At 61.3% G+C, this 26,297-nt stretch carries 26 protein-coding genes; 17 read left to right on the top strand and 9 right to left on the bottom strand.

Annotated features, from left to right (window positions below; all coding sequences use genetic code 11):
• Positions 1-7: 7 nt before the first annotated feature.
• The 8 genes from BLU46_RS04010 to BLU46_RS03970 all read left to right on the top strand — a co-directional run bounded on the left by BLU46_RS04010 (position 8) and on the right by BLU46_RS03970 (position 9,879).
• The gene (locus tag BLU46_RS04010; RefSeq protein WP_063031506.1) at positions 8-1,138 is read left to right on the top strand and encodes an MFS transporter; all 1,131 of its coding nucleotides are present in this window, start codon (positions 8-10) and stop codon (positions 1,136-1,138) included.
• A 948-nt stretch (positions 1,139-2,086) separates the two neighbouring features.
• Positions 2,087-3,316: a formamidase gene (gene fmdA / locus BLU46_RS04000; protein WP_063031503.1), complete on the top strand. Its 1,230-nt coding sequence runs from the start codon at positions 2,087-2,089 to the stop codon at positions 3,314-3,316.
• 2 nt (positions 3,317-3,318) lie between these two features.
• Positions 3,319-3,666 carry an FmdB family zinc ribbon protein gene (locus BLU46_RS03995; protein ID WP_093198850.1) on the top strand — a complete coding sequence of 116 codons (348 nt, stop codon included), beginning with the start codon at positions 3,319-3,321 and terminating at the stop codon, positions 3,664-3,666.
• 15 nt (positions 3,667-3,681) lie between these two features.
• Entirely contained in the window at positions 3,682-4,725 is a 1,044-nt protein-coding gene (locus BLU46_RS03990; RefSeq protein ID WP_093198844.1) for an aliphatic amidase, read from the top strand.
• Positions 4,726-4,728: 3 nt separating this feature from the next.
• Positions 4,729-5,685: an AAA family ATPase gene (locus tag BLU46_RS03985; protein ID WP_093198839.1), complete on the top strand. Its 957-nt coding sequence runs from the start codon at positions 4,729-4,731 to the stop codon at positions 5,683-5,685.
• 50 nt (positions 5,686-5,735) lie between these two features.
• Positions 5,736-6,299 (top strand): DUF2239 family protein, encoded by a 564-nt coding sequence (locus BLU46_RS03980; RefSeq protein ID WP_093198836.1) that lies wholly within the window; start codon positions 5,736-5,738, stop codon positions 6,297-6,299.
• 22 nt (positions 6,300-6,321) lie between these two features.
• Entirely contained in the window at positions 6,322-7,677 is a 1,356-nt protein-coding gene (locus tag BLU46_RS03975; RefSeq protein ID WP_063031493.1) for an MATE family efflux transporter, read from the top strand.
• An 894-nt stretch (positions 7,678-8,571) separates the two neighbouring features.
• A complete protein-coding gene (locus BLU46_RS03970; RefSeq protein WP_081253266.1) occupies positions 8,572-9,879 on the top strand; it encodes an IS4 family transposase in 1,308 nt (435 codons plus the stop codon).
• 77 nt (positions 9,880-9,956) lie between these two features.
• On the opposite strand, the gene BLU46_RS03965 is transcribed toward BLU46_RS03970, so the two are convergent.
• Positions 9,957-10,763, bottom strand: coding sequence for an AraC family transcriptional regulator (locus tag BLU46_RS03965; RefSeq protein ID WP_093198832.1), 807 nt, complete (start codon positions 10,761-10,763; stop codon positions 9,957-9,959).
• Positions 10,764-10,879: 116 nt separating this feature from the next.
• On the opposite strand from BLU46_RS03965, the gene BLU46_RS03960 reads away from it, so the two are divergent.
• Positions 10,880-11,764 carry an EamA family transporter gene (locus BLU46_RS03960; protein WP_093198828.1) on the top strand — a complete coding sequence of 295 codons (885 nt, stop codon included), beginning with the start codon at positions 10,880-10,882 and terminating at the stop codon, positions 11,762-11,764.
• Here BLU46_RS03960 and BLU46_RS03955 read toward each other — a convergent pair.
• On the bottom strand, positions 11,742-12,299 hold the full coding sequence (locus BLU46_RS03955) for a GNAT family N-acetyltransferase (protein WP_081253180.1): 558 nt from the start codon (positions 12,297-12,299) through the stop codon (positions 11,742-11,744). The two genes, BLU46_RS03960 and BLU46_RS03955, sit on opposite strands and share 23 nt — an antisense overlap.
• A gap of 146 nt (positions 12,300-12,445) precedes the next feature.
• Between BLU46_RS03955 and BLU46_RS03950 the strand changes: the two genes are divergently transcribed.
• The 7 genes from BLU46_RS03950 to BLU46_RS03925 all read left to right on the top strand — a co-directional run bounded on the left by BLU46_RS03950 (position 12,446) and on the right by BLU46_RS03925 (position 19,149).
• Positions 12,446-12,946: a sigma-70 family RNA polymerase sigma factor gene (locus BLU46_RS03950; protein WP_063031487.1), complete on the top strand. Its 501-nt coding sequence runs from the start codon at positions 12,446-12,448 to the stop codon at positions 12,944-12,946.
• A 32-nt stretch (positions 12,947-12,978) separates the two neighbouring features.
• Complete coding sequence (locus tag BLU46_RS03945; protein ID WP_093210107.1) at positions 12,979-13,953, top strand: FecR family protein; 975 nt, start codon at positions 12,979-12,981, stop codon at positions 13,951-13,953.
• Positions 13,954-14,049: 96 nt separating this feature from the next.
• The gene (locus BLU46_RS03940) at positions 14,050-16,455 is read left to right on the top strand and encodes a TonB-dependent siderophore receptor (protein ID WP_063031485.1); all 2,406 of its coding nucleotides are present in this window, start codon (positions 14,050-14,052) and stop codon (positions 16,453-16,455) included.
• A 633-nt stretch (positions 16,456-17,088) separates the two neighbouring features.
• The gene (locus BLU46_RS03935) at positions 17,089-17,619 is read left to right on the top strand and encodes a hypothetical protein (protein ID WP_231988892.1); all 531 of its coding nucleotides are present in this window, start codon (positions 17,089-17,091) and stop codon (positions 17,617-17,619) included.
• A 217-nt stretch (positions 17,620-17,836) separates the two neighbouring features.
• A complete protein-coding gene (locus BLU46_RS03930; protein ID WP_063034008.1) occupies positions 17,837-18,043 on the top strand; it encodes a hypothetical protein in 207 nt (68 codons plus the stop codon).
• A gap of 160 nt (positions 18,044-18,203) precedes the next feature.
• Complete coding sequence (locus tag BLU46_RS32760; RefSeq protein ID WP_157721261.1) at positions 18,204-18,545, top strand: hypothetical protein; 342 nt, start codon at positions 18,204-18,206, stop codon at positions 18,543-18,545.
• Entirely contained in the window at positions 18,535-19,149 is a 615-nt protein-coding gene (locus BLU46_RS03925) for a type III secretion effector protein (RefSeq protein ID WP_093198825.1), read from the top strand. Before BLU46_RS32760 ends, BLU46_RS03925 begins: the two co-directional genes overlap by 11 nt.
• A gap of 44 nt (positions 19,150-19,193) precedes the next feature.
• On the opposite strand, the gene BLU46_RS03920 is transcribed toward BLU46_RS03925, so the two are convergent.
• Together BLU46_RS03920 and BLU46_RS03915 are read right to left on the bottom strand one after the other, a co-directional pair.
• Positions 19,194-20,345 (bottom strand): MFS transporter, encoded by a 1,152-nt coding sequence (locus BLU46_RS03920; protein ID WP_063031481.1) that lies wholly within the window; start codon positions 20,343-20,345, stop codon positions 19,194-19,196.
• A gap of 277 nt (positions 20,346-20,622) precedes the next feature.
• Positions 20,623-20,868 (bottom strand): hypothetical protein, encoded by a 246-nt coding sequence (locus BLU46_RS03915; protein ID WP_063031479.1) that lies wholly within the window; start codon positions 20,866-20,868, stop codon positions 20,623-20,625.
• Positions 20,869-20,960: 92 nt separating this feature from the next.
• Here BLU46_RS03915 and BLU46_RS03910 point away from each other — a divergent pair, with 92 nt between their 5' ends.
• Positions 20,961-21,782 carry an AraC family transcriptional regulator gene (locus BLU46_RS03910; RefSeq protein ID WP_093198823.1) on the top strand — a complete coding sequence of 274 codons (822 nt, stop codon included), beginning with the start codon at positions 20,961-20,963 and terminating at the stop codon, positions 21,780-21,782.
• On the opposite strand, the gene BLU46_RS03905 is transcribed toward BLU46_RS03910, so the two are convergent.
• The 5 genes from BLU46_RS03905 to BLU46_RS03885 are packed head-to-tail and all read right to left on the bottom strand — an operon-like array spanning position 21,724 to position 26,286.
• A complete protein-coding gene (locus BLU46_RS03905; RefSeq protein WP_093198820.1) occupies positions 21,724-22,944 on the bottom strand; it encodes a sugar MFS transporter in 1,221 nt (406 codons plus the stop codon). The genes BLU46_RS03910 and BLU46_RS03905 overlap by 59 nt on opposite strands.
• Positions 22,945-22,995: 51 nt before the next feature.
• Entirely contained in the window at positions 22,996-23,343 is a 348-nt protein-coding gene (locus BLU46_RS03900) for an L-rhamnose mutarotase (RefSeq protein WP_063031473.1), read from the bottom strand.
• Positions 23,340-24,113, bottom strand: a complete 774-nt coding sequence (locus BLU46_RS03895) for an L-fucose dehydrogenase (RefSeq protein WP_063031471.1) — start codon at positions 24,111-24,113, stop codon at positions 23,340-23,342. Before BLU46_RS03895 ends, BLU46_RS03900 begins: the two co-directional genes overlap by 4 nt.
• An 11-nt stretch (positions 24,114-24,124) precedes the next feature.
• Positions 24,125-24,970: an amidohydrolase family protein gene (locus tag BLU46_RS03890; protein WP_093198816.1), complete on the bottom strand. Its 846-nt coding sequence runs from the start codon at positions 24,968-24,970 to the stop codon at positions 24,125-24,127.
• 38 nt (positions 24,971-25,008) lie between these two features.
• Complete coding sequence (locus tag BLU46_RS03885; RefSeq protein ID WP_093198811.1) at positions 25,009-26,286, bottom strand: L-fuconate dehydratase; 1,278 nt, start codon at positions 26,284-26,286, stop codon at positions 25,009-25,011.
• Between the last annotated feature and the right edge of the window lie 11 nt (positions 26,287-26,297).

Genomic DNA, 26,297 nt, shown 5'->3' with positions numbered 1-26,297 from the left:
AGCCTTTATGTCTGATCTGGCCCAACGCAGTGCTGATTCCCACTCCCGCCGTGCCGCGCTGACCCTTGGCCTGTGCCTGCCCAGTGACGTGTTGCTGTACCTGGTACTGCCGATGGAGTCCCAGGCGTTCGGAATCACCTTGGCCCAGGCCGGGGTGCTGCTGGCGGCCAACCGCCTGGTGCGGATCTTCGGCTACAAGCATGTACTGAATTTCTACGCCCGCAACGGTGATCGGCTGACGTGCTCCATCGCCGCCGGCGCGGCGGCGGTGTGTGCACTCGGCAACTCGATGTTGTCCGGGTTTGCTGCCTTGCTTGGCCTGCGGTTGATCTGGGGCCTGTGTTTTGCGGCGTTGAACCTTTCCACTCAGGTATTGGCCACTTCTGAACCGCTGGGTGCAGCGCGTCGGGCGGGGCGGTCACGGGCGTTGATTGCCCTGGGGCCGATGCTGGCCTTGCCGTTGGGTGGGTGGCTGACGTTACAGGTGGGGCCGCGGCCGATCTTCTGGATTCTGGCGGTGTGTTGCCTGGTGGGGTTGTGGATGGCGCGGGGGTTGCCGACTGCGGGTCACAATTTGCATGGCACGCCGGGGCGGCGGTTCAAGTTGCCTGACAGTGTGGCGACCTGGTCGTTTATCGAAGGGGTGGCGCTGGATGGGCTGTTTATCTTTGGTCTGTCGATTCAGGCGCAGAAGCTGTTGGGTGGGAATGCGGTATTGATTGCCGGTGGGTTGATGGCGCTGCGATATGTTTCGGAGTTGCTTCTGAGTCCGTTAGGGGGACGCGCGGCGCAGCAGTTTGGTGCTACTTCGATGTTGCTGCTGTTTTCGTTTCTCAGTGCGTTGGCGTTGGGGGCGTTTGGCAGTCACTGGGTGATTGTCGGTGCGGCGGCGGTGTTGGTGTTGCGGGCGTTGCAGTTGCCGCTGGTGACGACGTTGGTGGCGGAGCGTAATCCGGGGGCGATGCGGGTTTCGGCGTTGGCGTCGAATGCGGTGTGGCGGGATGTGGGCGCGGGGCTTGGGCCTTTGCTGGCGGGGTTGTTGTTGCCGGTGGCGTCGGCGCCTTGGGTGTTTGGTGTGGCGGGGGCGGCGATTGCGGTCAGTGCGGTGTTTTGCTGGCGGGCCAGGGTTTTAGCATGAGATGGGGGGAGCGGGAGCGGGGTACATATCCGTTATTTAGGTAACGGCGACTTATGGTTCCGCTCTTACAGCGGGTCACTTTTGGCAAACGCCCGGAATGCCGGCCCAGCCAAAAGTAACCAAAAGGTCTTTGCCCCACCACTCGGTGCCTCGCTTAGGCTCGGCATGCCCGCACTCCGGCCCGATTCCGCGGGTCGCCGCGACGGGCCATCCATGGCCCGGCGCGGCTAAATCGGCATCCTTGCCGATTTACCCGCTCCACCGTGCCTACTTGCGGCCATCGTGGTTAACGGGGCCCGCAGATCAAAATCAAAAGCAGATCAAAAGCAGAGCACAGCGGCCTCCCGGCCGGCTTGAGTGTTGAAGAGCAAAAGCAAAGACCAAAGCGAAAGCAGAGCTGCTTTTCTGTGGGAGCTGGCTTGCCTGCGATGCAGACACCTCGGTTCTTCAGATACACCGAGGTGATGCCATCGCAGGCAAGCCAGCTCCCACATTTGACCGTGCCCACTTTAGCTTTTGATTTGGCTTTTGCTTCATCACACTCAAGCCGGCCGGGAGGCCGCTGTGCTCTTGATCTGATTTTGATCTTAGGCGCCCCGTTAAACCACGCTGGCCGAACGCAGGCTTTGGAGCGTGGGTAACCCGGCAGGACGCCGGGTTAGCCGCGCTGGGCCAAGGATGGCCCATCGCGGCGGCCCACGGTCCAAAGCCGGAGTGAGGGCACACCGAGCCTAGGCGAGGTGCCGAGTGGTGGGGCAAGAGCGTTTTGCTTACTTTTGCGCTGTTCAAAAGTGAGCCGCTGTAAGAGCGGAACCATAGGCGGCCGTTACCTAAATAACGGATATGCCCCCCACCCCAAAGCCGCATACGTCATCCAACGTATTCCCCGCCCAACCCCATCCCCGTGAGACTGCCCCCGACAGCCAAGCCACCTCCGGGAGCACCTCGATGACCGACACCCTGATCAAAGTCGACCTCAACCAACCCGTCACCGAAAACGAGCAAATCCACAACCGTTGGCACCCGGACATCCCGATGGCCTGCTGGGTCAAACCCGGCGATGACTTCATCCTCGAGACCTACGACTGGACCGCCGGCGCTATCAAGAACAACGACGACGCCAGCGACGTGCGCGACGTCGACCTCTCCACCGTGCACTACCTCTCCGGCCCGGTGGGCGTACACGGCGCCGAACCCGGCGACTTGCTCGTGGTCGACCTGCTCGACATCGGCGCCAAAGCCGACTCCCAGTGGGGCTTCAACGGCTTCTTCTCGCGCCAGAACGGCGGCGGCTTCCTCACCGATCACTTCCCCAGCGCGCAAAAAGCCATCTGGGACTTCAAGGGCATGTTCACCAGCTCCCGGCACATCCCGGGCGTGAACTTCGCCGGCCTGATCCACCCGGGCCTGATCGGGTGCTTGCCCGACCCGGTGATGCTCGCCGACTGGAACCGCCGCGAACAGGAACTGATCGACACCAACCCAACCCGCGTCCCACCCCTGGCCAACGCCCCGCTGGCCGCCACCGCACACATGGGCAAACTCAAGGGCGCGGCCCGTGACGACGCCGCCGCCACCGGTGCCCGCACCGTGCCGCCCCGTGAGCATGGCGGCAACTGCGATATCAAGGATCTGTCCCGCGGCTCGAAGATCTATTTCCCGGTCTACGTCAACGGCGCCGGCCTGTCGGTGGGGGACTTGCACTTCAGCCAGGGCGACGGCGAAATCACTTTTTGCGGCGCCATCGAAATGGCCGGCTGGGTGCACATGAAGGTCGAGCTGATCAAGGGCGGCATGGCCAAGTACGGGATCAAGAACCCGGTGTTCAAGCCAAGCCCGATCACCCCGAACTACAAGAACTACCTGATCTTCGAAGGCATCTCCGTCGACGAACAGGGGCAGCAGCACTACCTGGACGTCAATGTCGCTTACCGCCAGGCCTGCCTGAATGCGATCAACTACCTGACCAAGTTCGGCTACTCGCCGGCCCAGGGTTATGCGTTGCTCGGCTCGGCGCCGGTGCAGGGGCATATCAGCGGCGTGGTGGACATCCCTAACGCCTGCGCGACGTTGTGGCTGCCGACTGAAATCTTCGAGTTCGACATCAACCCCAACGCCAACGGCCCGACCCAATTCCTCGACGGCAGCATCGACCTGCCCATCGCACCGGACCTGTAGCCATGCCGACCTATGAATATGCCTGTGAGTCCTGCGGCACCTTCACGATGCTGCGGCCCATGGCCCAGCGTCACGAACCCAGCCAGTGCCCATATTGCGACGGCCCGGGCGGGCAGTTGCTGCTGTCGGCACCGGTGCTGACCACGCTGTCGGCCAGCCAGCGCAAGGCGATTGCCGGTAACGAGCGCAGCGCCCATGCGCCGCAAACCGTCGGAGAGTATCAGGAGGCGCGTAAGCACCCGGCGGGCTGCAGTTGCTGTGGCACCCGCAAGCCGGTGGTGCCAAGTAAGGCCAACCCGCTGGGGCTCAAGACCAAGACCGGGCCACGGCCCTGGATGATCAGTCACTGACCGAGGAGATTTGCAATGCGCCATGGCGACATATCCAGCAGCCCGGACACGGTCGGCGTTGCTGTCGTGAACTACAAGATGCCGCGCCTGCACAGCAAGGCCGAGGTCATCGATAACGCGAAGAAGATTGCCGAAATCATTGTCGGCATGAAGCAGGGTTTGCCCGGCATGGACCTGGTGGTGTTCCCCGAATACAGCACCATGGGGATCATGTACGACCACGACGAGATGATGGCCACCGCCGCGAGTATTCCCGGCGAAGAGACGGCGATTTTCTCGGCGGCCTGTCGCCAGGCCAATACCTGGGGCGTGTTTTCCCTGACCGGTGAGCGCCATGAAGAACATCCCCACAAGGCGCCGTACAACACGCTGGTGCTGATCAATAACCTGGGGGAGATCGTCCAGCGTTACCGCAAGTGCATTCCGTGGTGCCCGATCGAGGGCTGGTATCCCGGCGACCGCACCTACGTGTGCGACGGGCCCAAGGGCATGAAGATCAGCCTGATCATCTGCGACGACGGCAATTATCCGGAAATCTGGCGCGACTGTGCGATGAAAGGCGCCGAGCTGATCGTGCGTTGCCAAGGCTATATGTACCCGGCCAAGGAGCAGCAGGTGCAGATGTCCAAGAGCATGGCCTGGGCCAATAACTGCTACGTGGCGGTGGCGAATGCGGCGGGGTTCGACGGGGTGTATTCGTACTTCGGGCACTCGGCGATCATTGGTTTCGATGGTCGTACCCTGGGGGAGTGCGGCGAGGAAGAAATGGGCATTCAGTACGCCCAGCTGTCGGTGTCGCAGATCCGCGATGCGCGGGCCAATGATCAGTCGCAGAACCATCTGTTCAAGCTGCTGCACCGTGGCTACACCGGCATGCATGCTTCGGGCGACGGGGACAAGGGCGTGGCAGATTGTCCGTTCGAGTTCTATCGCACCTGGGTGCTGGACGCGCAAAAAGCCCGGGAGAATGTCGAGGCATTTACCCGCAACACCGTCGGTGTCGCCGAGTGCCCGGTGGGGCAGTTGCCCCATGGCGGTAAAGAAAAAACGGCGGGTTGAGGCATGCGGTTTACCTTTGAACCGGCTCAGGTCATGGCCTTGCTGCGCAGCCGCATCGTTGGCCAGGACGCGGCCCTGGCCCAGGTGGAAGGCTTGCTCAAGGTGGTCAAGGCCGATATCGGCGAGCGCGAGCGGCCGTTGAGCGTCAACCTGTTCATGGGGCCGACCGGGGTCGGCAAGACAGAAATTGTCCGGCTGCTGGCCCTGGCCTTGCACGGGCGCACCGACGGGTTCTGCCGTATCGACATGCACACCCTGGCCCAGGAGCATTACGCCGCCGCCCTGACCGGTGCACCACCGGGTTACGTCGGCAGCAAGGAAGGCATCAGCCTGTTCAACAGCGAGCTGATCCAGGGCAGCTACAGTCGCCCCGGCATCGTGTTGTTCGACGAGTTGGAAAAGGCCAGCCAGGAAGTGGTGCGCAGCCTGCTGGGCATCCTTGAAAACGGCCAACTGACGTTGGCGGGTGGCGCTCGCACGCTGGACTTTCGCAATAGCCTGATCTTCATGACCAGCAATATCGGCGCGCAACAGGCGCGCCGCCATCGACAGCGTTTTGCTCCGTTGCGCTGGTTGGTGCGCGGGGAGGCGGCGGTGTTGGAGGACGCCTTGCACAGTCACTTTGAGCCGGAGTTTCTCAATCGTATCGACCGTGTCCTGGTGTTCGAGCCCATCGACCATCAGTGGCTTGAAGCGCTGCTTGAGGTGGAACTCGGCAAACTCAATCAACGCCTGGCGACGCAGCAGCGGTCACTGGTGCTGGATGAATCGGCACGGGCATGGCTGTGCCGCGACCATGACGTACGGTTTGGTGCCCGCGCCTTGGGCCGCCGGTTGCGGGTGGAACTTGAGCCGGCGATTGCCGAGTGCCTGTTGGGTGATCCGGGCGTGGGCGCCATGGACGCGACCGCCATCAGCAATCATTTGGTGGTTTCGCGACAAGCGACTTGCAACAAATAAATTTCAAGCTAATATGACCCGGGTAAAACAATATATTCCGGGTAAAAACCATGAGCGCATCACACTGCACCGCCTTCCTTGGCCACCAACGCGTGGCCGCCGGCTCTTATGCCGACGTCGCAAAAAACCTGAAAAGTCTCGACCTGTCGACCGGCAGCTTGCTGGTGTTCGATGACACCAGCGGCGTTCAAGTCGACTATCCCTGGCCCGCGGGTTATGCGCCCCAGCAACCGGCAGCCACGGTGACCGAAGCCGAAGTGCCTGCGTCACCTACCGTAGGCCGACCGAAGCTGGGCGTGGTCGCCCGTGAAGTGACCCTGCTGCCACGGCATTGGGAGTGGCTGGGGCAACAACGCGGTGGCGCCTCGGCGGCCTTGCGCCGGCTGGTGGATGAAGCACGCAACGCCCATGCCGAGCACGATGAGCGACGCCAGGCCAAGGAATCCAGCTATCGTTTCATGAGCGCACTCGGCGGCGACCTGCCGGGTTTCGAAGAAGCCTCGCGGGCGTTGTTTGCCCAGGACGGCGCCGACTTTTCCAACAAGATTGCGCACTGGCCAGTGGATGTGAAGTTGTACCTGGCCTGGTTATCACGCAACGCTTTCCCTGCCTAATTGCATTGAGATCCGAACCTTCATGGAAGTCACCCAGCAACGACCGTTGTGGCAGATCTACCTGATCTTTCTGGCACCCATGGTGCTGTCCAATTTCCTCCAGAGCTTTTCCGGCACGCTGAACGGTATCTACGTCGGGCAGATGCTCGGTACCCAGGCGTTGGCGGCGGTGTCGGGGATGTTCCCCATCGTGTTTTTCTTTATCGCCCTGGTGATCGGCCTGGGGGCGGGCGCTTCGGTGCTGATTGGCCAGGCGTGGGGCGCTCAGGAAACCTCGATGGTCAAGTCGATCACCGGCGCCACCCTGACCCTCGGCGCCCTGATCGGGGTGATCGCGGCGGTGCTGGGCAGCGTGTTTGCACGGCCGGCGATGCAGGCCCTGGGCACACCGGTGGATGTGCTGGATGACGCGGTGGGTTACGCGCAGATGATGATGCTGATCATGCCGCTGTTGCTGGTGTTCATCCTGTTCACCCAACTGCTGCGAGGCGTGAGTGACACGGTGTCGCCGTTGCTGGCGCTGATGGTCTCGACCGCCGTGGGCCTGGTGCTGACCCCGGCGCTGATCAAGGGCTGGCTGGGTTTGCCGCCGATGGGCATTCAGAGCGCGGTACTGGCAGGGCTGGTGGGTAACGCCCTGGCGATGACGTTTCTGGTGCTGCGCCTGCGCCATAAAAACCACGTGATGGCGCCGGATCGCGAGTTGATGGCGGCGTTGCGGCTGGACCGGGTGATTTTGGGCAAGGTGCTGCGTATTGGTCTGCCGACCGGGTTGCAGATGGTGGTGTTGTCGTTGTCGGAGCTGGTGATTCTGGCGCTGGTCAACAGCCATGGTTCCCAGGCGACGGCGGCGTATGGGGCGGTAACGCAGATCGTCAACTATGTGCAGTTTCCGGCGTTGTCGATTGCCATCACCGCGTCGATTCTGGGGGCGCAGGCGATCGGGGCAGGGCGGCTGGAGCGGATTGGGCCGATCCTGCGTACGGGAATTTTGATCAACCTGTGCCTGACGGGTGGGTTGATTGTGTTGGGGTATGGGTTGTCGCACTGGTTGTTGGGGTTGTTCATTACCGACGTGGATGCGCGGGTCAAGGCTGAGCACCTGCTGCATATCATGCTCTGGAGCATTTTGGTGTTTGGCTTCCAGGCGGTGGTGGGCGGGATCATGCGGGCCAGCGGCGTGGTGCTGGTGCCAGTGGGGATTTCGATCGTTTGCGTGTTGGGGGTGGAGTTGCCGGTGGCTTATCTGCTGAATGCGCGGTTTGGGTTGGAAGGGGTGTGGATGGCGTTTCCGGTGACGTATCTGGCGATGCTGGGGTTGCAGACGGCGTATTACCGGTTGGTTTGGCGGCATAAGCAGATTAAGCGGCTGGTGTGAGGTTTTTTTGGGGAGGGAGTACATATCCGCTTCTTCGGTCACGGCTACTTATGGTTCCGCTCTTACAGCGGCTCACTTTTGGAAAAGCCGGAATGCCGGCCCAGCCCAAAGTAAGCAAAGGGCTCTGCCCGCCTGTCGGCACCTCGCTTAGGCTCGGTGTTCCCTCACTCCGGCACTGCTCCGCGGGCCGCCGCGACGGGCCATCCATGGCCCGGCGCGGGTAAACCGGCGTCCTGCCGGTTTACCCGCTCCGCAATACCTGCGTTCGGCCTTGGGCTTATCGGGGCAGTCAGATCAAGATCAAAAGCAACAGCACAGCGGCCTACCGGCCGGCTTGAGTGTGGTGAAGCAAAAGCCAAATCAAAAGTGGGCACGGTCAAATGTGGGAGCTGGCTTGCCTGCGATGGCATCGCCTCGGTGTATCTGAAAAACCGAGGTGTCTGCATCGCAGGCAAGCCAGCTCCCACAGAAAAGCAGCTCTGCTTTCGCTGTAGCTTTTGATCTGGCTTTTAACACTCAAGCCGGCCGGTAGGCCGCTGTGCTCTTGATCTGCTTTTGATCTTAGGCGCCCCGTTAAACCACGCTGGCCGAACGCAGGCTTTGGAGCGTGGGTAGCCTGGCAGGACGCCAGGTTAGCCGTCCTGGGCCAAGGATGGCCCATGACGGCGGCCCACGGTCCAAAGCCGGAGTGAGGGCACACCGAGCCTAGGCGAGGTGCCGAGTGGTGGGGCAAGAGCGTTTTGCTTACTTTTGCGCTGTTCAAAAGTGAGCCGCTGTAAGAGCCATCCCTTTCAAGGTCTTGGTTTAAAATCCCCTAACCAATCCAGTCAGGACGACGAAACTATGTGGGAAAAGGTTTTAGAACGGTTTGAAAAACAGGCTCCGGCCAGCGTCATGACCAAGTTGATATTAGAGCAGGCAGTAGATGCCGCTTGGGTTGACAAGGTGTTCGATGATCACCGCCAACGGCAGTACTCACGTGAGCTTTTGTTTTCAACCGTTGTTGAGCTGATGTCCCTTGTTTCATTGGGCTTGAGGCCGTCGTTGCACGCGGCGGCGCGCAAGATGGAGGGCCTTTCGGTCAGTGTTTCGGCACTCTATGACAAGATCAAGCGAACCGAACCCGAGCTGCTTCGCGCCCTCATTTCGGGCAGTGCCGAGCGTTTGATACCAACCGTCGAAACGCTCGGCCATTCATCGATCCTGCCCGGCTGGCAGTTGCGTATTGTGGATGGCAACCACTTGCCGGCCACTGAAAAACGTCTAGGCGCTCTGCGCAATGAGCGCGGCGCAGCGCGCCCAGGATTTTCAGTAGTTGCCTACGATCCGGATCTGGATTTAGTCGTTGATCTTCAGCCGTGGGAAGATGCCTACGCCAGTGAGCGAGTCAGTGTTTTACCGCTGCTGGCCCGCGCATGCGCGGGCCAGTTGTGGATGGCTGACCGGCTCTATTGCACGCTGCCCATCCTGCAAGCCTGCGAGGACACGGGGGCTTCGTTCATCGTTCGCCAACCCAGTAAGCATCCACGCCTGGTCCAGGAAAGTGAGTGGCAAGACTCAGGGACGGTCGATAGCGGAACCGTTCGCGAACAAATCATCGAAGTGAAGGGTGGCCGCCGCTGGCGACGTGTTGAGTTGAGCCTGCAAACGGCGAATGACTCAGGTGATTTGGTGATGTGGTTCTGGAGCAATTTGCCCGACACCATCGGTGCCCGGCAGATAGCCGATTTATACCGTCATCGCTGGAGTATCGAGGGAATGTTTCAGCGCCTTGAGTCGGTACTGGACAGTGAAATTACAGGCCTTGGCAGCCCGAAAGCCGCGCTATTGGGCTTTGCCTCGGCGGTCCTGGCTTACAACGTTTTATCGGTTCTCAAGCGTAGCGTTGAGCAGGCGCACCGCGAAACGCAGCCAGAGGGTTGGCAGGTTTCGATTTTCCATTTGGCGGTGCATGTTCGCAGTGATTATCAAGGCTTGCAGATCGCATTGCCTGCGGAAAATTTCCCTCTTGAAAAGACTCCGCAAGGGCTGGCAGAGCGATTGCTGGCCCTGGCAAGGATGATCAAACCTAAGTCCGTAGCAAAAAGCCCTCGTGGCCCCAAAGTAGCCAAGCCCAAGGAGTGGCTGGAAGGTAAGGCAGCACGGGCGCATGTCTCAACAGCTAGGGTGCTTAAGGCGGCCAAGTCGGATAAACGTACTTAAACATGGCCTTAAACGGACTTTTAAACGCAGACCTTGAAAGGGATGGCTGTAAGAGCGGAACCATAAGCGGCCGTTACCTAAACAACGGATATGTACCCCGACCCACCCCCCCGCAACTCCCTGGTGAAATACCGACTCGGCACCTCACCCAATACACGCTTGAACACCGTCGCAAACGCACTCGGGCTGCTATACCCCAAATCCAGCGCCACCCTGGTCACCGGTTCCCCATTGCCCAGCCGCACAATCCCCGCCAGCAGGCAGGCTTGCTGGCGCCACTGCAGATAACTGATACCCGTGGCCTGACGAAACTGCCGGGTAAACGTCCGGCGGCTCATCCCCGCGCCGAGCGCCATGGCATCAATGCTGACCTCCAACGAAGGCCCAGCCAGAAACTCTTCGCAAGCCTTCGCCAAGCGCGGCTCGACAGGCAACGGTGCACTGAGCGGCAGCACCGGCATCTGGGCGATCTCGTGCAGCAGCAAGCCCATCAAATAGCTATCGCGGCCACCCATCGCGTAACGCGCAGGCACCTCCACGGCCTTCTCCAGTAACTGCCCGAGCAGCGGCGAGACGTCCAACACCTGGCACGCTTGCGGCAACTCCAGCCGCCGCGCCGCCTGCGGGCGGATGTAGGTGTTGAGCATCGTCACCGGCCCGCGCATCAGCATGGCGTGGGACACATGCGGCGGCACCCAGATCGCGCGGCGGGGCGGCACGACCCAGTTACCGGTAGCGGTGTAGACCGTGATGACACCCCGGCTGGCATACGCAAACTGGCCGCGCGGGTGCGCGTGGTCAGGGAACAGCTGGCCGTCGGCATAGTCGATAGCGGTCACGACCACGTCGCGAGGGGTGTTTTCGTAGGGATGAATATCGGGCATGGCCTGATTCTAGCCTTTGTTGACCCACAATCGCAGGCGGGCCATCACGATTTGCGAAAAAATCTGCCGGATGCACGGCCTCTTATCGTGCCAACCAGCAAATGGACCCCGTCACCATGAAGCACAAACACCTGTTATTGGCCGTCCTGGTGACGGCCATGTGGGGATTCAACTTCCCCATCACCAAGCTGGGCCTGGCCGAGATCAACCCATTGTTGCTGACGGCCCTGCGTTTCACCCTGGCGGCATTGCCCTGGGTGTTTCTGGTAAAACGCCCCCAGGTGGCGGTGAAGTGGCTGGCGGCCTACGGCTTGATCTTCGGGGTGGCGATGTGGACCTTGATCAACCTCGGGATCGCCATGGGCGTACCCCCCGGCAGCGCGTCGCTATTGATCCAGTTCAGCGCATTTTTCACCCTGGGCTGGGGCGTGCTGCTGTTTCGTGAAAGCCTGTCCCTGCCGCAATTGATCAGCGTGGCGCTGGCGGCCATGGGCTTGGTGGGCATGCTGTTGGGTGTGCAGGGGACGGCGACGATGCTGGGGTTTGCCCTGGTGCTGTTCAGCGCGTTGGCCTGGAGCATCGGCAATATCATCATCAAGGTTTCCGGGGTGCGGGAGATCTTTGCCTTCGTGGTCTGGGCCAGCCTGTTTGCACCGTTGCCGCTGGTGCTGTTGACGTGGCTGCTGGACGGCCCGCAAGCCTTTATCGCGTTGCCGGGGCAGTTGAACGGCGTGGCGTTGTTCTCGCTGGCGTTTCAGGTATATGGCGCGACGCACTTCTGCTATTGGGGCTGGAACCTGCTGTTGCGCGAGTACCCGGTTTCCCGGGTGGCACCCCTGTCACTGCTGATCCCGGTGTTTGGGATCGTCAGCTCGATGCTGATTCTGGGGGAGCGCCCCGGGGTTTCGCAGTGGCAGGCCATGGGCTTGATTCTGTTGGCCTTGATCGTGGGAATGAAGAAGGGACGCCCGTTGTGGGTCAGGCAGGGCGGTCACGCTTGAGCAGGCCATACAGCGCGCTGTCCGAGATCTCATCGCCGACCACCCAGCGCTCGCGCAACAGGCCTTCGCGCACAAAACCCAGGCGCTCGAGCAATCTTGCGGAGCCCAGGTTGCGTGGGTCGATATCGGCTTCAAGGCGGCGCAGCCCGACGGTGTTGAAGCCGTGGTCGATCACGGCGCGGGCCGCCTCGCTCATGTAGCCCTTGCCCCAATGCTGGCGGTTCAGGGTAAAGCCGATTTCGGCACGACCGCATTGCTCATCCACATTGAACAGGTCGCAACTGCCGATCACCTCGCCGGTGGCCAGCAACTCCACCATGCACACCAGGTCTTCACCGGCAATCGAGGCTTCCATCAGTTGGCCGAAGCGTTCAACGGCCTGCTCGGCGCGGGTCATGGTGGGAAAGGAAAAGTAGCGCATGGCCTCGGGATCGGACCAGATGGCAAACAGCGCGCGCCAATCATCCTGATGGGGAGGACGCAGGCCCAGGCGTTCAGTGGTGAGGAGAAAGGGGGCGAAAAAGGGCAGGGTCATAAGGTGCTCGTCCGTGAAAGTCACGGGCGAATGCTGCCGGGATTGGGCGGGTTGCACAAGGGTCAAGGAAAGAGGACGACGGGAAGCAATTGCTCCACTTAATAGGAAGCATTACTATTCACGCCCCGCCTCCCCAGTGCACCCAGATGACTCCTCAGCCGCCCCGCAGAACAGGCTTTTTCGAGCACTATGAAGAGTTGATCGGGACCTGGACGCGCCGCCTGAGAAACCGTCAGCAGGCCGAAGACCTGGCCCACGACACTTTTGTGCGGGTGCTTGAGTCAAAATCCAGCGCAGTTGAGCAACCTCGTGCCTATCTGCATCAAACGGCGCGCAATATCGCAGTTGACGCCTATCGTCGCGAAGACCGTCGGGAGGCGATGACGCTGGAGGCCTTTGATCAGCGTTCTCCCCACAGTGGCGACCCGGAGCATTTCATGCACGCGATCCAGCTGGCGGATTCCATCGAGCGAGCCTTGGCCGAGTTGCCGCTTAATTGCCGCAAGATTTTCATCTGGCAAAAGATCGAAGGCCTGACCCAGCAGGAAATCGCCGAGCGCCTGGGCCTGTCTAAAAACATGGTGGAAAAGTATATGATCCGCACCCTGCGGCATCTACGTGACCGCCTGGACGCTATGGCCCCATGACCAATGCCCGCTTTGAAACAGGATCTTCCATGATGGATACCCGTGAGTGTGCCTGCGGCAGTGCGACGGCCCGCGATGAGGCAGCGCAGTGGTTTGTGCGTGTGCAGGACAGCCCGTTGAGCGTCGAAGAACGCGAGCGTTTTGATGCCTGGCGTGCGGAGCATGCCGAGCACCAGTACGAATTTGATGTGCTGCAGGGTTTGTGGAGCGCCACTGACCTGGTGCCAAAGGCACGCTTGCAGGCGTTGTGCGATGCCCCAGAACCGCGTGCGAAGCGCCGGCCAGTGCTGCGCTATGGGGTGGCGGCGAGTGTGCTGGCGGTGGCCCTGGGCCTTGGGTTGTTCAGTGGCCTGGATCATCCGGCGACGTACAACGCCGAATTCAGCACCGCGCTGGGGGAGCGCCGGCAGGTGGCGCTGCCCGACGGTTCGCTGATGGATTTGAACAGCCGCAGCGTGGTGGCGGTGCATTACGTAAAAGGTCAGCGCGGCATCGAACTCAAGCAGGGCGAGGCGATGTTCAGTGTCGAACACGACACCAGCCGGCCCTTTGTGGTGTCGGCGGGGGCAGGGCAGGTGACGGTCACCGGTACACGTTTCGACGTGCGTCGCGATGACGACCAGACCCGCGTGGTGGTCGAGGCCGGTACGGTCAAGGTACAAGGACGCACATCCGATGCCGTCGTGATGCTCACGGCCGGCCGGGGCACCCATGTGGACGACCGGGGCCAGGTGGCGGCTGCCTACGCCGTCAACCCAGAAGAACTGACGGCCTGGCGCACCGGCAAGCTGGTGTTCAACAACGCTACCCTCGGCGAAGTCGCCCGGGAAGTCTCGCGTTACCGCGAGCAACCGTTGCGGGTCAGTACGCCTGCGGTGAGCAACCTGCGCTTGACCAGTGTGTTCAAATCCACCGACACCGACGCCTTGCTCAAGGCCTTGCCGCACATTCTTCCGGTGGCCTTGCGCACCTTGCCGGACGGTAGCCAGGAAATAATTTCACGATAGATTCAGGTTTTTTCCGAGTTCTTCGTCTTCTTGTGCAACTGCAACTGGTTTGCATTAACAGCCGCACTCTCTTGCGATCACAGGACTCCGTTCGACGTGAAAAAACTCGCCGTGAAAAACAATAAATCATCCCGTTGGGCACCCCTCGCCCTGGCACTGGCCGTCAGCGCCGCACTGCCGGCGGCCTATGCTGACGACGCGATTCATATTCAGGCCCAGTCCCTGGGATCGGCCTTGAGCCAGTTGGGCCAGCAGACGTCGCTGCAAGTGTTCTTCAGCCCCGACATGGTGGCCGGCAAACAAGCCCCGGCCGTCGACGGCAAGCTGTCGCCAGAACAAGCCCTACGCCAATTGTTGCAAGGCAGCGGCCTGGATTATCAAATCGACGCCGGCTCCGTGACCCTGCGCCCGCTGGGCAAAGGCACCGGCGAAGCCGGTTCGCCGCTGGAGCTGGGTGCCACCGACATCAAGGTCGTCGGCGACTGGCTGGGTGATGCGAATGCCGAAGTGGTGCAGAACCACCCCGGCGCGCGCACCGTGGTCCGTCGTGAGGCCATGGTGGAGCAGGGCGCGATGAGCGTCGGCGACGTGCTGCGCCGCATTCCCGGGGTGCAGGTGCAGGAGGCCAACGGTACCGGCGGCAGTGATATTTCCCTCAACGTCGGCGTGCGCGGCCTGACCTCGCGTCTGTCGCCACGCTCCACGGTATTGATCGACGGCGTACCGGCGGCATTTGCCCCTTACGGTCAACCGCAGTTGTCGATGGCGCCGATTTCCTCGGGCAACCTCGACAGCATCGACGTGGTGCGCGGCGCGGGCTCCGTGCGTTATGGGCCACAGAACGTCGGTGGCGTGATCAACTTCGTGACCCGCGCCATTCCGGAAAAATTCTCCGGTGAAGTCGGCACCACCCTGGAAACGGCAGCCCACGGCGGCTGGAAGCATATTGAAAACGCTTTCATCGGCGGCACCGCCGACAACGGTATCGGCGCTGCGTTGTTGTATTCCGGGACCAAGGGCGATGGTTACCGCGACCGCAACAACTCCAACGACATCGACGACGTGATCTTCAAGACCCATTGGGCGCCGACTGATCAAGACGATTTCTCGCTGAATTTCCACTACTACGACGCCAGCGCCGACATGCCCGGCGGCCTGACCCAGAAGCAGTACGATGCCAACCCGTATCAATCGGTGCGTGACTGGGACAACTTCAATGGCCGGCGCAAGGATATGTCCTTCAAGTACATCCGGCAGATCGACGACCGCACCCAGGCTGAAGTGCTGACGTACTACTCCGACAGTTTCCGCGGCAGCAACATCGCCAACCGCGACCTGAAAACCCTGGGTTCCTACCCGCGCACCTACTACACCTTCGGCATCGAGCCGCGGGTGTCCCACGTGTTTGACCTGGGACCGAGTACCCAGGAAGTCAGCGTCGGCTATCGCTACCTCAAGGAGGGCATGCACGAGCAGGCCACCAGCCTGGCGCTGGTCAACAACGTGCCGACGCCGGTAGGCCAGAATGACGGCCACGTGTACCAGGACCGGACCGGCGGCACCGAGGCCAACTCGTTCTACATCGATAACAAGATTGATATCGGCAAGTGGACCGTTACCCCGGGCGTTCGCTTTGAGCAGATTCGCACCGAATGGCACGACCGTCCGGTAGTCGCCCTGAATGGCACCACGGTCCAGGAGAAACGTCGCGAGATCCACAACAACGAACCGCTGCCGGCCCTGAGCGTGATGTACCACGTCTCCGATGCCTGGAAGCTGTTCGCCAACTACGAAACGTCCTTCGGCAGCCTGCAGTACTTTCAGCTGGGCCAGGGCGGTAACGGTGATCAGACCGCGAACGGCCTGAACCCGGAAAAAGCCAAGACTTACGAAATCGGTACCCGTTACAACGACAACGTCTGGGGCGGTGAAGTGACGTTGTTCTACATCGACTTCTCGGACGAGTTGCAATACGTCAGCAACGATGTGGGCTGGACCAACCTCGGCGCCACCAAGCACGAAGGCATCGAAGCGTCGGCCCATTACGACTTGTCGAACCTGGACCCGCGGCTGGACGGCCTGACCGCCAACGCCGGCTTCACTTACACCAAGGCCACCTCTGAAGGCGACGTTGCCTTCAAGGGGCGCGACTTGCCGCTGTACTCCCGTGAAGTGGCCACCCTGGGGCTGCGTTACGACATCAACCACTGGACCCACAACCTGGACGTCTACGCGCAGTCCGGCCAGCGTGCGCCGGGTACCGGCACGACTTACATCACTCAGCCGACCGCCGATGGCCAGTACGGGGACATTCCCGGCTATGTCTCGGTGAACGTGCGCAGCGGTTATGACTTCGGCGCGCAGCTGTCGAACCTGAAGCTGGGCGTCGGGGTTAAAAACGTCTTCAACCAGGAGCACTACACCCGCTCCAGCGACAACAACTCCGGGATCTACCTGGGCCAGCCGCGCACGTTCTTTGTGCAGGCCAGCGTCGGGTTTTGACCCGCAGTTGATTCAGAGGTCGCAGCCTGTGCCGGCATTGTCGGCACGGGCTGCGACCTTTCCTCGCTTTCACCGGAACTGAATCCGACCGTTCGGCCACACAGGTTTGCCCGCTTTTCATACAGTGCCTGGACGATCACTTCGTCGTGGTGCTCTGGAGGAGGAGGCGCTCCCTGAAAACCCGCCGAACAGGAGATGCCTATGTCGGTATCCGCGTCCAATCAGACCACTGCCTCAATTCACAACCACACTGCGCCCCCGTGCCGCCCCTGTATCGTCAAACCGCCAAAGCCGAACCCAGGCGCTTGCCGGCCAGGTATCGGCAAGCCACCGACGCCGGACCCGGAGCCGTGCCGCCCAGGTATCGTTAAACCGCCAAAGCCGAACCCAGGAGCCTGCCGGCCAGGTATCGGCAAGCCACCGATGCCGGACCCGGAGCCGTGCCGCCCCGGTATCGGCAAACCGCTAAAGCCGGACCCAGGGGCATGCCGGCCAGGCATCGGCAAACCACCGATGCCGGATCCAGAGCCGTGCCGGCCATGTATCGGCAAGCCGCCGAAGCCGAATCCAGGGTATTGCGGTCCGGTTTCCGGCAGGCCGGATCCACTGTATTCAGGTAAGACTAACGAAGCGTTGGCCAAGCATCTGCTGGATAATTTCGATAGTTTTGGCGGACGGGGGGCGCAATACGTCACGCCGGAAAACCTGGCAAGCATGGCGAGCAGACCGTTGACCGGTCACGCCGCCACCGACCATGACATCCGCGCGGCCAGGGAAATCCTGAAACGGCCGGGACTGGTAGAAGCCCTTGACCGTCACAGTTCCACGGGGCACTTGGATGGGTTGATCGACAGGTTGAAAATTACCATGATCATCAACTCGACAAACCCTTTCAAATATCACGACGACAAGGAACTTGCCCAAGCCATGCTTGAACGGTTTGGCGATTTGAAAAGTGGCTTTTGGAACCCCGCGATAGAAATCAAAGAGCTGCGCCAACTTGCTGCGAAGCCTCTGACCGGTCGCCCGCGGACGGATGCACTCATTCAACTGGCGAAGGAAGTCACTCAGCGTTCCCATTTGCTCCAACAAATGGAAAACACTGGCAGTCGTCCCCACGACGGCAAGATCCACAAGGACGCGTTGCGCTGGTTGTCGCGCTAAACCCCGTCACGGCCTTGATCGCGCTGCGTATGCTTCGTGGCGTGATGACCTGTTCTGATCAATCCGCTGCTTTTACTTTCCCAGCGAGGGCTTAGACATGACGTTAACGTCGTTTGGGTCACGCCATCCCGGGCCCCCGCCAGCCTCCAACCCGCCGGCGGGTCATGATGTTTTGCAGCAGGGTATAAATCGCGAGCAGGGTGCAGAGGCCCTGCGAGTGAAGAACTTCACCGGGCAACACAAGTTTCAGGCTCCGGCTGCCGACGACTTCATCAAGGGCATGCTGCCCAATGGGCAGTTGCCTGCCGCTGAAGCTTCTGTGTTACGCCAGTTTTGCGCAGCGATGGGATCGATGGTCGGCGCGATCAAAGGCGTTTGGCAGGAGACGAAACCGGCTTCGCCGAGCGAACCAAAAGACCACTGATTTTTCGCTTTTTACATGTTGTCATTGGAACGCTTCGCTACGGCGGAACCATTGCCTGCAGGGCACCACACACCTTTGGCTTGTTAATCGCGCGAGCGATACGGCCGTTACCGGGGTGATGTCCAGGCAAGCGTGGATCTAAAATTGGTGGAGATGAATCATGAGAATTGATCGCGGATCAGGCTACCTGCAGCCCGGTGGTACAGGCCCATTTGATGTGACGGCGGGTGAGGGAGGGCGTACCGCTCAGGTGGCTTCAATTGAGCCTGGTGATGCTGGCCGACAAGCCCATCCTGGCGCTACGGCTGTTCGGTCTTCCGGTTACAGGCCACCTTTGCGCTCGGCCAGGCCCTATGAGGTGGTGCCGCATCATCGTACGCTTCAAAACGATGTTGCCCCTCGCGCCGGGTCACCGAATCCCAACCTCCAGTTGCCAGACAGCGAGTTGGTGAAAGCGCTGAAAGTCAGTTTTCCCACGCTGAAAGAACTCCATGAAAAGTGACGGACTGACACTGTCTTCGCTGCAACGAATCGCCGGCAAAAAAATCGGCGATAACCAGAAATTCGACAGTGCGATTTTGCTGGCCAAGGCACTGGTCCAGCGCCCGCGCCTGATCGATGCGATTACCGATCAGGACGGCTACATCACCCGGGAAAGCCTTTCAAAGGCTGAAAGTGTGGTGTTCGGCAACAGCGATCCCAGTGCCTTCAGCCCAGACCCTTTCCACGCCAAGAGCAACGCTGAGCTTGTCGAGGTATTCAAGGCGATGTTTACCGAGTTGCGTGACAGGTCCCGGGACCGTAAGGGCTTCTTTGAATGCATCGGCTACGTCAACATCGAGTTGCTGGTTGCCATGAGCAAGGACCCGGACGAACTCGACAGCCAGGGTGAACCCGTCCTGGACCCCATCACGGGGCTGGCGCGAAAAAAATACGATGAACAGCAGGTGTATATGGCGAAGAATATTGTGGATCGCCCCGGGCTATTGCAGTCCCTGGAAAACGCCCACGGCACGGGTCGGCGTATTTTTGGCAGCCATCACCAAGAGGGTTGGCTCAGTAACAAAACCCTTGATCGTTGGCTCGAGCACAATAAAACCCGATAAGCCCGGGTAACGCCTCAACGAATGAGGCGTTATGGGGTTACCCGTCAAACCCGCAATATTTTCCCACTGATCGCCACACCGATCAGCAGCACGGCAATCAGCACAAAGGCCGTGCTCAGGCTGCTGCCATGGGCGATAAAGCCAATCACCGCAGGGCCGGCGAGAATGCCGGTGTAACCCAGGGTGGTGATGGCGGGCACGGCAATGTGTTCCGGCATGACGGTCTGCTTGCCGACGGCGGTGTACAGCACCGGTACGATGTTCGAACACCCGGCACCTACCAGGGCATACCCCAGCAAGGCGGTTTCCCACGCAGGAAACAGCGTCGCCAGCAACATACCGGCCGCAGCAAGAGCACCACCGAACACGATCACCCGGGTTGCCCCCAGGCGGCGAACAATCCTGTCACCGGTAAGGCGCCCGACGGTCATCGTCAAGGCAAAAGCTGCGTAGCCAAGGCCTGCATAGGCTTCGTCAAGGCCGCGCTCGGCGCTCAAGAATACTGCGCTCCAGTCCAGCACGGCGCCTTCGGCGAGAAACACGATGCAGCACAGGCAGCCGATAAACAGCACCACCCCGTGGGGAACGGCAAAGGCGGGCCCGGAGCTTTCGCTGCCATAGGGCAGCAAGTGTGGCCCGGCCTTGAGCAAGGCCACCGCGATGACAACGATCACGGCGAGGGTGGCCTGCAACGGCGATAACCCCAAACCCAGCAACCCGCTGACCCCCGCCGCACCGACAATTCCGCCCAGGCTGAACAGCCCGTGAAAGCCCGACATCATGGTCTTGCCGCTGGCCCGTTCGACCATCACCGCTTGCAGGTTGACCGTGGAGTCCACCGTGCCGAGGCCGGCGCCGAATACAAACAGCGCAGCCATCAGCAGCGGAACCGAGGTGACGGTGGCGAGCATCGGCAGGCCAAGGCAGATCAGGATGGTCCCGCCGGTGGCCACTCGCCGGATGCCAAAGCGAGAGGCCAGGGCCCCTGCGACCGGCATTGCGATCATCGACCCTACGCCGAGGCACAGCAGCAACAGGCCGAGGGTGCCCTCATTGAGTTGGGCGCGGGCCTTGGCATAAGGCACCAGCGGTGCCCAGGCGGCGATGCCGAAACCGGCGATAAAAAACGCGATGCGGGTGGACATTTGTTCCAGCCGCCCGGGTACCACGGGCGCTGGGGTGCTGATGGCGGTCATGACAAATCCTTGGTTTTGCGTTCAACGAACGATGTGCAGCGCAACATCCTTGCACATCAGGCCGTATCGAGCGAGCCGGGTTCCTTTGACATGCCTGAACACAGCGCTAACAATTTTTCCAGGAGCATGGAACGCGATTGGCTTTTCCAACCACTATCAGCGTGTAGGACGAGTGATCGTCTGCTGTGCGAGGTGGTCTGGAAGGTGCGTAATCCCCGCGAGAACTGGCGAACCCCGGGATTCTTGCGGTGGATTACCACCTTCCAGGCCGATCCTCTCACTTCAGCAGCCGGGCCAACTCGGCATCCCGCACCTGCAACACCTCAAACAAACCCAGGGCTTGCAATGCGGGGAGGGCTTCCAGCATGTCCTGTTCGGCCAGCAGTCGCTGTTCGCCCGGGGTGGCTGGGTTGCACCAGGTTCTGGCGTTGGCGAGGAACGCCCCCACCGTGCCTTTGCGCACGGTCACGCCATTGAATTGGCCTTGGTCGATATGATCGGGAAGCAAGTCTTCTGCACGCATGACAGTGTCCTCAATGAATGAATACACAGTCTAGGCGCGTACATGTGGCTACACTGCCTTATTCGGGTCATTCAATACAGTAAAGCTGCCATATGTCGCCCACCCTCGTTTCACCTCAACTTGCCAATGCAATCGGCGGTCCCTTGCTGGTGGCAACGTTGCGTAGCAGCCCCGTCGAGCGCGCCACCGCTCCCCATCAGCATGCCCGGGGCCAACTGCTAGGGGCCCAGCGCGGTTTGCTCTCGGTACAGGCGGCGCATCAGCACTGGGTGGTGCCGGCCACTCACGCGGTGTGGATCGTGCCTGATTGCTCCCACTCCCTGCGTTCCCACGGGCCGTTTGATGGATGGAGTGTGTATGTCGACCCTCAGGCGTGTGCCGGTCTGCCGCAACAGACGTGTGTTATCGCCACGTCGGCCTTGTTACTGGAGGCTGTCAGGCGCGCGGCAACCTGGGCCGAGCCGCAGCTGGAGCCGCCACAGGCGCGAATTGCCCAGGTGATCCTTGATGAAATCGCCGGCTTGCCCCAGGAACCATTTGGCTTGCCGCTGCCCCAGGACCCGCGGCTGTTGCGCATCGCCCAGGCGCTGGCTGACGACCCGAGCGACAACCGCCTGCTGGAGCAATGGGCACAGTGGGCCAGCGTATCCCCGCGTACACTGGCCCGGCGGTTTGTCGCCGAGACCGGGTTCACCTTCAGCCAATGGCGTCAGCGTGCGCGGTTGTTGCGCGCCTTGGAGTTACTGGCGGCGCACGTACCGGTCACCCGGGTTGCGCTGGACTTGGGTTATGAAAACGTCAGTGCCTTTATTGCCATGTTCCGGCGCACGTTTGGGACGACGCCGGGGCGATACTTCATGGATGGCGCAACCGACTACGGGCATACACCGCCACAACCACGAAACAGCCCATAGGCAACAAATAAGCCAGCGCCACCGTGCTGTTATCCGCCACCTTGCCCATCAAGTACGGCATCAACGCGCCGCCGACAATCGCCATGATCATGAACGAACTGCCGCGCTTGGTGTGCGGCCCGAGGTTTTTCACGCCCATGGCAAACAGCGTCGGGAACATGATCGACATGAAGAAGAACACTGCAATCAACGCGATCACCGAGATGCCTTCCAGGCCAATCACCACCAGCGCACACAACGCGATATTGATCAGCGCATAGATCAGCAGCAGCTTTTGCGCGCTGACCCGTCCCATCAACCAGGTGCTGAAAAAGCGCCCGAACATGAAAGCCAGCATCGCGATCGATAGCAGGTAGGCTGCGTGCTGGCTGCCCATCTGTGCCCAATGCTCGGTGACGTAGTTGATGAAAAATGCGCCGACTCCGACCTGGGCCGCCACGTAGAAAAACTGCGTGATCACCCCACCAACGAACTCCGGATACTGCCACAGCCCCTTGCCGGCCACCGGTTGCAGTGCTTGCTCCTGGGCGCGCAGATCCGGCAGCGGTGTGCGGGCGATCAACAGCGCCACCAGCAACACCAGAACCGCGATCACCACATAGGTGGTTTGCAGCGAACTCATGTCCGAGACCGGCGTACTGCCGGTGCTGAAGAACATCGCGCCGCCAATCAGCGGGCCGAAGAACTGGCCAAGGCCGTTGAAGGATTGCGCCAGGTTCAACCGCCGCTCGGCGCCCTGGGGTTCGCCCAGCACCGTGGCATAAGGGTTGGCGGCAGTCTCCAGGCAGCCCAGGCCGCAGGCAATGACGAACAGCGCGAACAGGAAAAACGGAAAACTTGCTGCAGCCGCCGCCGGCATGAACAGCAAGGCGCCTGCTGCATACAGGCACAAGCCCAACAGGATCCCGGCTTTGTAGCCGTGACGGTCCATCAGCAGCCCCGCCGGCAGGGCGATCAAGAAGTACGCGCCGAAATATGCACCTTGCAACAGCCCGGACTGGGCCTTGCTGACGTGCAGGACTTCCTGGAAATGCTTGTTCAGGACGTCCAGCAAACCGTAGGACAAGCCCCAGAGGAAGAACAGACTGGTCACCAGCATCAGCGCCCAGCGATAGGTCGGCACGGCGCGGGTACCTGCCAGGTGTGTGTCTTTGCTTAACATGACGCTTCTCCTGTTGTTTTTATGGGATCAAGGCGTGCGATGCAGCGGGTACTACGGTTGATTGGTGAGGCTGAAAATCTGCGTCAGCGACTGCCATTTGCCGCCAGGGTCAGTCCACGGCGTGGGCACCTGGAAACGCCACATCAGGGTTTCCCAGGCTTGCACTTCAGGGTTGGCGCGTGCGGCGTGGTCCAACCCGTCGAAGCTGAACCCGGCCGCAGTGTCCATGACCATGAACAGCCGTGTGCCCAGGCGCCAGATCTGCATCTCCACGATGTGCTGGCTGCGCAGATGTTCGGCCACGGCGGGCCAGATGCGTTGATGCAACTGCTGGTACTCGACGATCAATGCCTCGTCGTCGACCAGGTCCAGCGCCAGGCAGTAACGTTGGCCGCTCATGTCAGCGCCCGGTCCAAATGGGTGTAGCCACCGTCCACCACCAGCCATTGCCCAGTGGTGTGAGACGCGCGAGGTGAGAGCAGGAACAACACGCTGTCGGCAATTTCCTCGGGGGTGGTCATCCGTTTGCCCAAGGGGATTTTTTCGACGATGGCGGCGAGCTTGGCTTCGGGGTTGTCGAAGCCATCGATCCAGCGTTGGTACAACGGTGTCAGCACCTCGGCAGGCACCACCGCATTGACCCGGATGCCGAACTCCAGCAAGGACGCCGCCCATTCCCGGGTCAGCGACAGCTGCGCACCTTTGGCGGCGGTATAACCGCTGGTGCCACCCTGGCCGGTGAGGGCCGTCTTGGAGCTGATATTCACGATCGCCCCGCGACTGGCCTTGAGGGCGTCGAGGCACAGGTGGGTCATGAGGTAGTAGTGAATCAGGTTCTTTTCCAGGGACTCGACGAAGGCGGCACGCCCGGCGTCCAGCCCCACACCGTCGTTGACCCCGGCATTGTTCACCAGGCCGTCGATGCGCCCGAAGCGTTGCAACACTTCGTTGACGGCCGCGCGGCAGGCGTCTTCATCACGCAACTCGACGCGGATGAAGTGGCTTTGGCCTTGCTGTTCCAGCTCGGCCGCGAAGGCTGGCGACAACGGTTGATGACCGAAAATCACCGGGATCGCGCCTTCGGCAATCAGTCCCAGGGAGATGGCGGCGCCGATCCCCGAGCCACCGCCGGTGACGATGATCACGCGGTCCTGCAAATGCAGATTCATGGGCAGTTTCCTTAAAGGTGATAGACCCGCTGAGCGGTGCCGCCCCAGATGGCCTGCTGTTCATTGGGCGACAGCTGGCCGAGGGTCTGTTGCAGCAATTGGCAGGTGCTCTGGTATTCTCCAGCCAGCAGGCACACCGGCCAGTCCGAGCCGAACATCAAGCGCTCGGCGCCGAACAGTTCCAGTGCCAGTTCGATGTAAGGGCGCAAGGCACGAGCGTTGCGCTGGTCGGGCCCGGCTTCGGTGAGCAGGCCCGACAACTTGCAACTGACGTGGGGCAGGGCGGCGAGCGGCGCCAGGTGTTCTGCCCAACCGGCCGGGCCGTTGGCGATGTCGGGCTTGCCCAGGTGATCCAGCACCAGATGATACTGGTCGTGGCGTTGGCACAGGGCGGTGGCGGCGTCGAGGTCGGCGCAGCGGATCAACACCTCATAGACGTAGCCTTGTTGCTGCAGGTGGTGCAGGCCACGGGAGAATCCCGGGTCAGCCATGAAACTGGCAGGCGTGGGTTCGTCCTGAATCTGATGCCGAAAGCCCTTGAGTCTCGGAGCGTCGCGCCACTGTTCCAGGTGATATTCCAGGGCTGGGTCGCACAGGTCGACCCAGCCGACGACGCCGAGTATCCACGGGTGCTGGCGCGCCATTTCCAGCAACGCGTCGGTTTCCTGCTCACCCGCGCGGGCCTGCACGGCAATGCAGCCATCCAGGCCGGCAGCGTCGAGCAGCGGCCGCAAATCCTGTGGGAGAAAGTCCCGCCGCAGGTCAGCCTCAGACGCACCGATCCACGGATAATCAGCGGCCCGGTAGCGCCAGAAATGCTGGTGCGCATCGAGCCTCAGAGGTGATGGGGACGACATTATTATTGTGCTCCGTCCAATCGAAGGTGTGCTTCAGGTCACGGCCGGTGGCGATATTGCTCCCGGGACGCGGCTTTCATCTGGATCGAGAACCCTGGCGCCTTGGGCGGCATATAGGCCGCGCCGCGCACCACGCAAGGCTCCTCGAAATGCTCATGCAAGTGGTCGACATACTCGATCACCCGGCCGTCGTGGGTGCCGGCGATGCACAGGTAATCGATCATCGACAAATGCTGCACGTACTCGCAAAGCCCAACGCCGCCAGCGTGCGGGCAAACCGGCAGGCCATATTTGGCCGCCATCAGCATCACTGCCAGCACCTCGTTCACCCCGCCCAGGCGGCAGGCGTCAATCTGCACCACATCGATGGCTTCGCGCATGATCAACTGTTTGAACATGATCCGGTTCTGGCACATCTCACCGGTGGCGACCTTGACCGGCGCCACACCCAGGCGAATCTTGCGATGGCCTTCGATATCGTCGGGGCTGGTGGGCTCCTCGATAAACCACGGCTTGGCAAACGCCAATTCGCGCACCCAATCAATGGCGGTGTCGACTTCCCACACCTGGTTGGCGTCGATCATCAGTTGGCGGTCCGGCCCCAGCACTTCGCGGGCGATGCGCACGCGGCGCAGGTCGTCCTGCAAGTCATGGCCGACCTTGAGCTTGACGTGGTTGAACCCGGCATCCACCGCTTCCTGGCACAGCCTGCGCAGCTTTTCGTCGCCATAACCGAGCCAGCCGGCGGAGGTGGTGTAGCAGGGGTAGCCATTGGCTTGCAGGTCGGCCATGCGTTCAGCCTTGCCTTCGGCGCGTTGGCGCAGCAAGGCCAGGGCTTCGCTGGAGGTGATGCAGTCGGTGATGTAGCGGAAGTCGATGCACCGCACCAACTGTTCCGGGCTCATGTCGGCCACCAGGCGCCATAGGGGTTTTCCTTCGGCCTTGGCCCACAAATCCCACGCGGCGTTGACGATCGCGCCGGTGGCCAGGTGGATGGCGCCCTTGTCCGGGCCGATCCAGCGCAACTGGCTGTCGCTGGTGACATGCCGCCAGAAACGGCCCATGTCTTCGGCGATCCATTGCAGGGTCAAGCCTATCAACAGCGGCTGCATGGCCTGGATCGCCGCGCAGCAAATCTCGTTGCCACGGCCGATGGTGAAGGTCAGGCCATGGCCTTCAAGGGCCGGGTTGTCGGTCTGCAAAATCACATAGGCGGCCGAGTAGTCCGGGTCCGGGTTCATGGCGTCGGAACCGTCCAGGGACTGGGACGTAGGAAAGCGGATATCTTCGACGCGAATCGCGGTAATGGTGGTCATGAACGGCTCCT

The sequence above is a fragment of the Pseudomonas yamanorum genome (assembly GCF_900105735.1).
Lineage (GTDB): Bacteria > Pseudomonadota > Gammaproteobacteria > Pseudomonadales > Pseudomonadaceae > Aquipseudomonas > Aquipseudomonas yamanorum.
The sequence above is the reverse complement of the archived record's forward strand: the minus strand, read 5'-3'. Positions and strand labels throughout refer to the sequence as shown.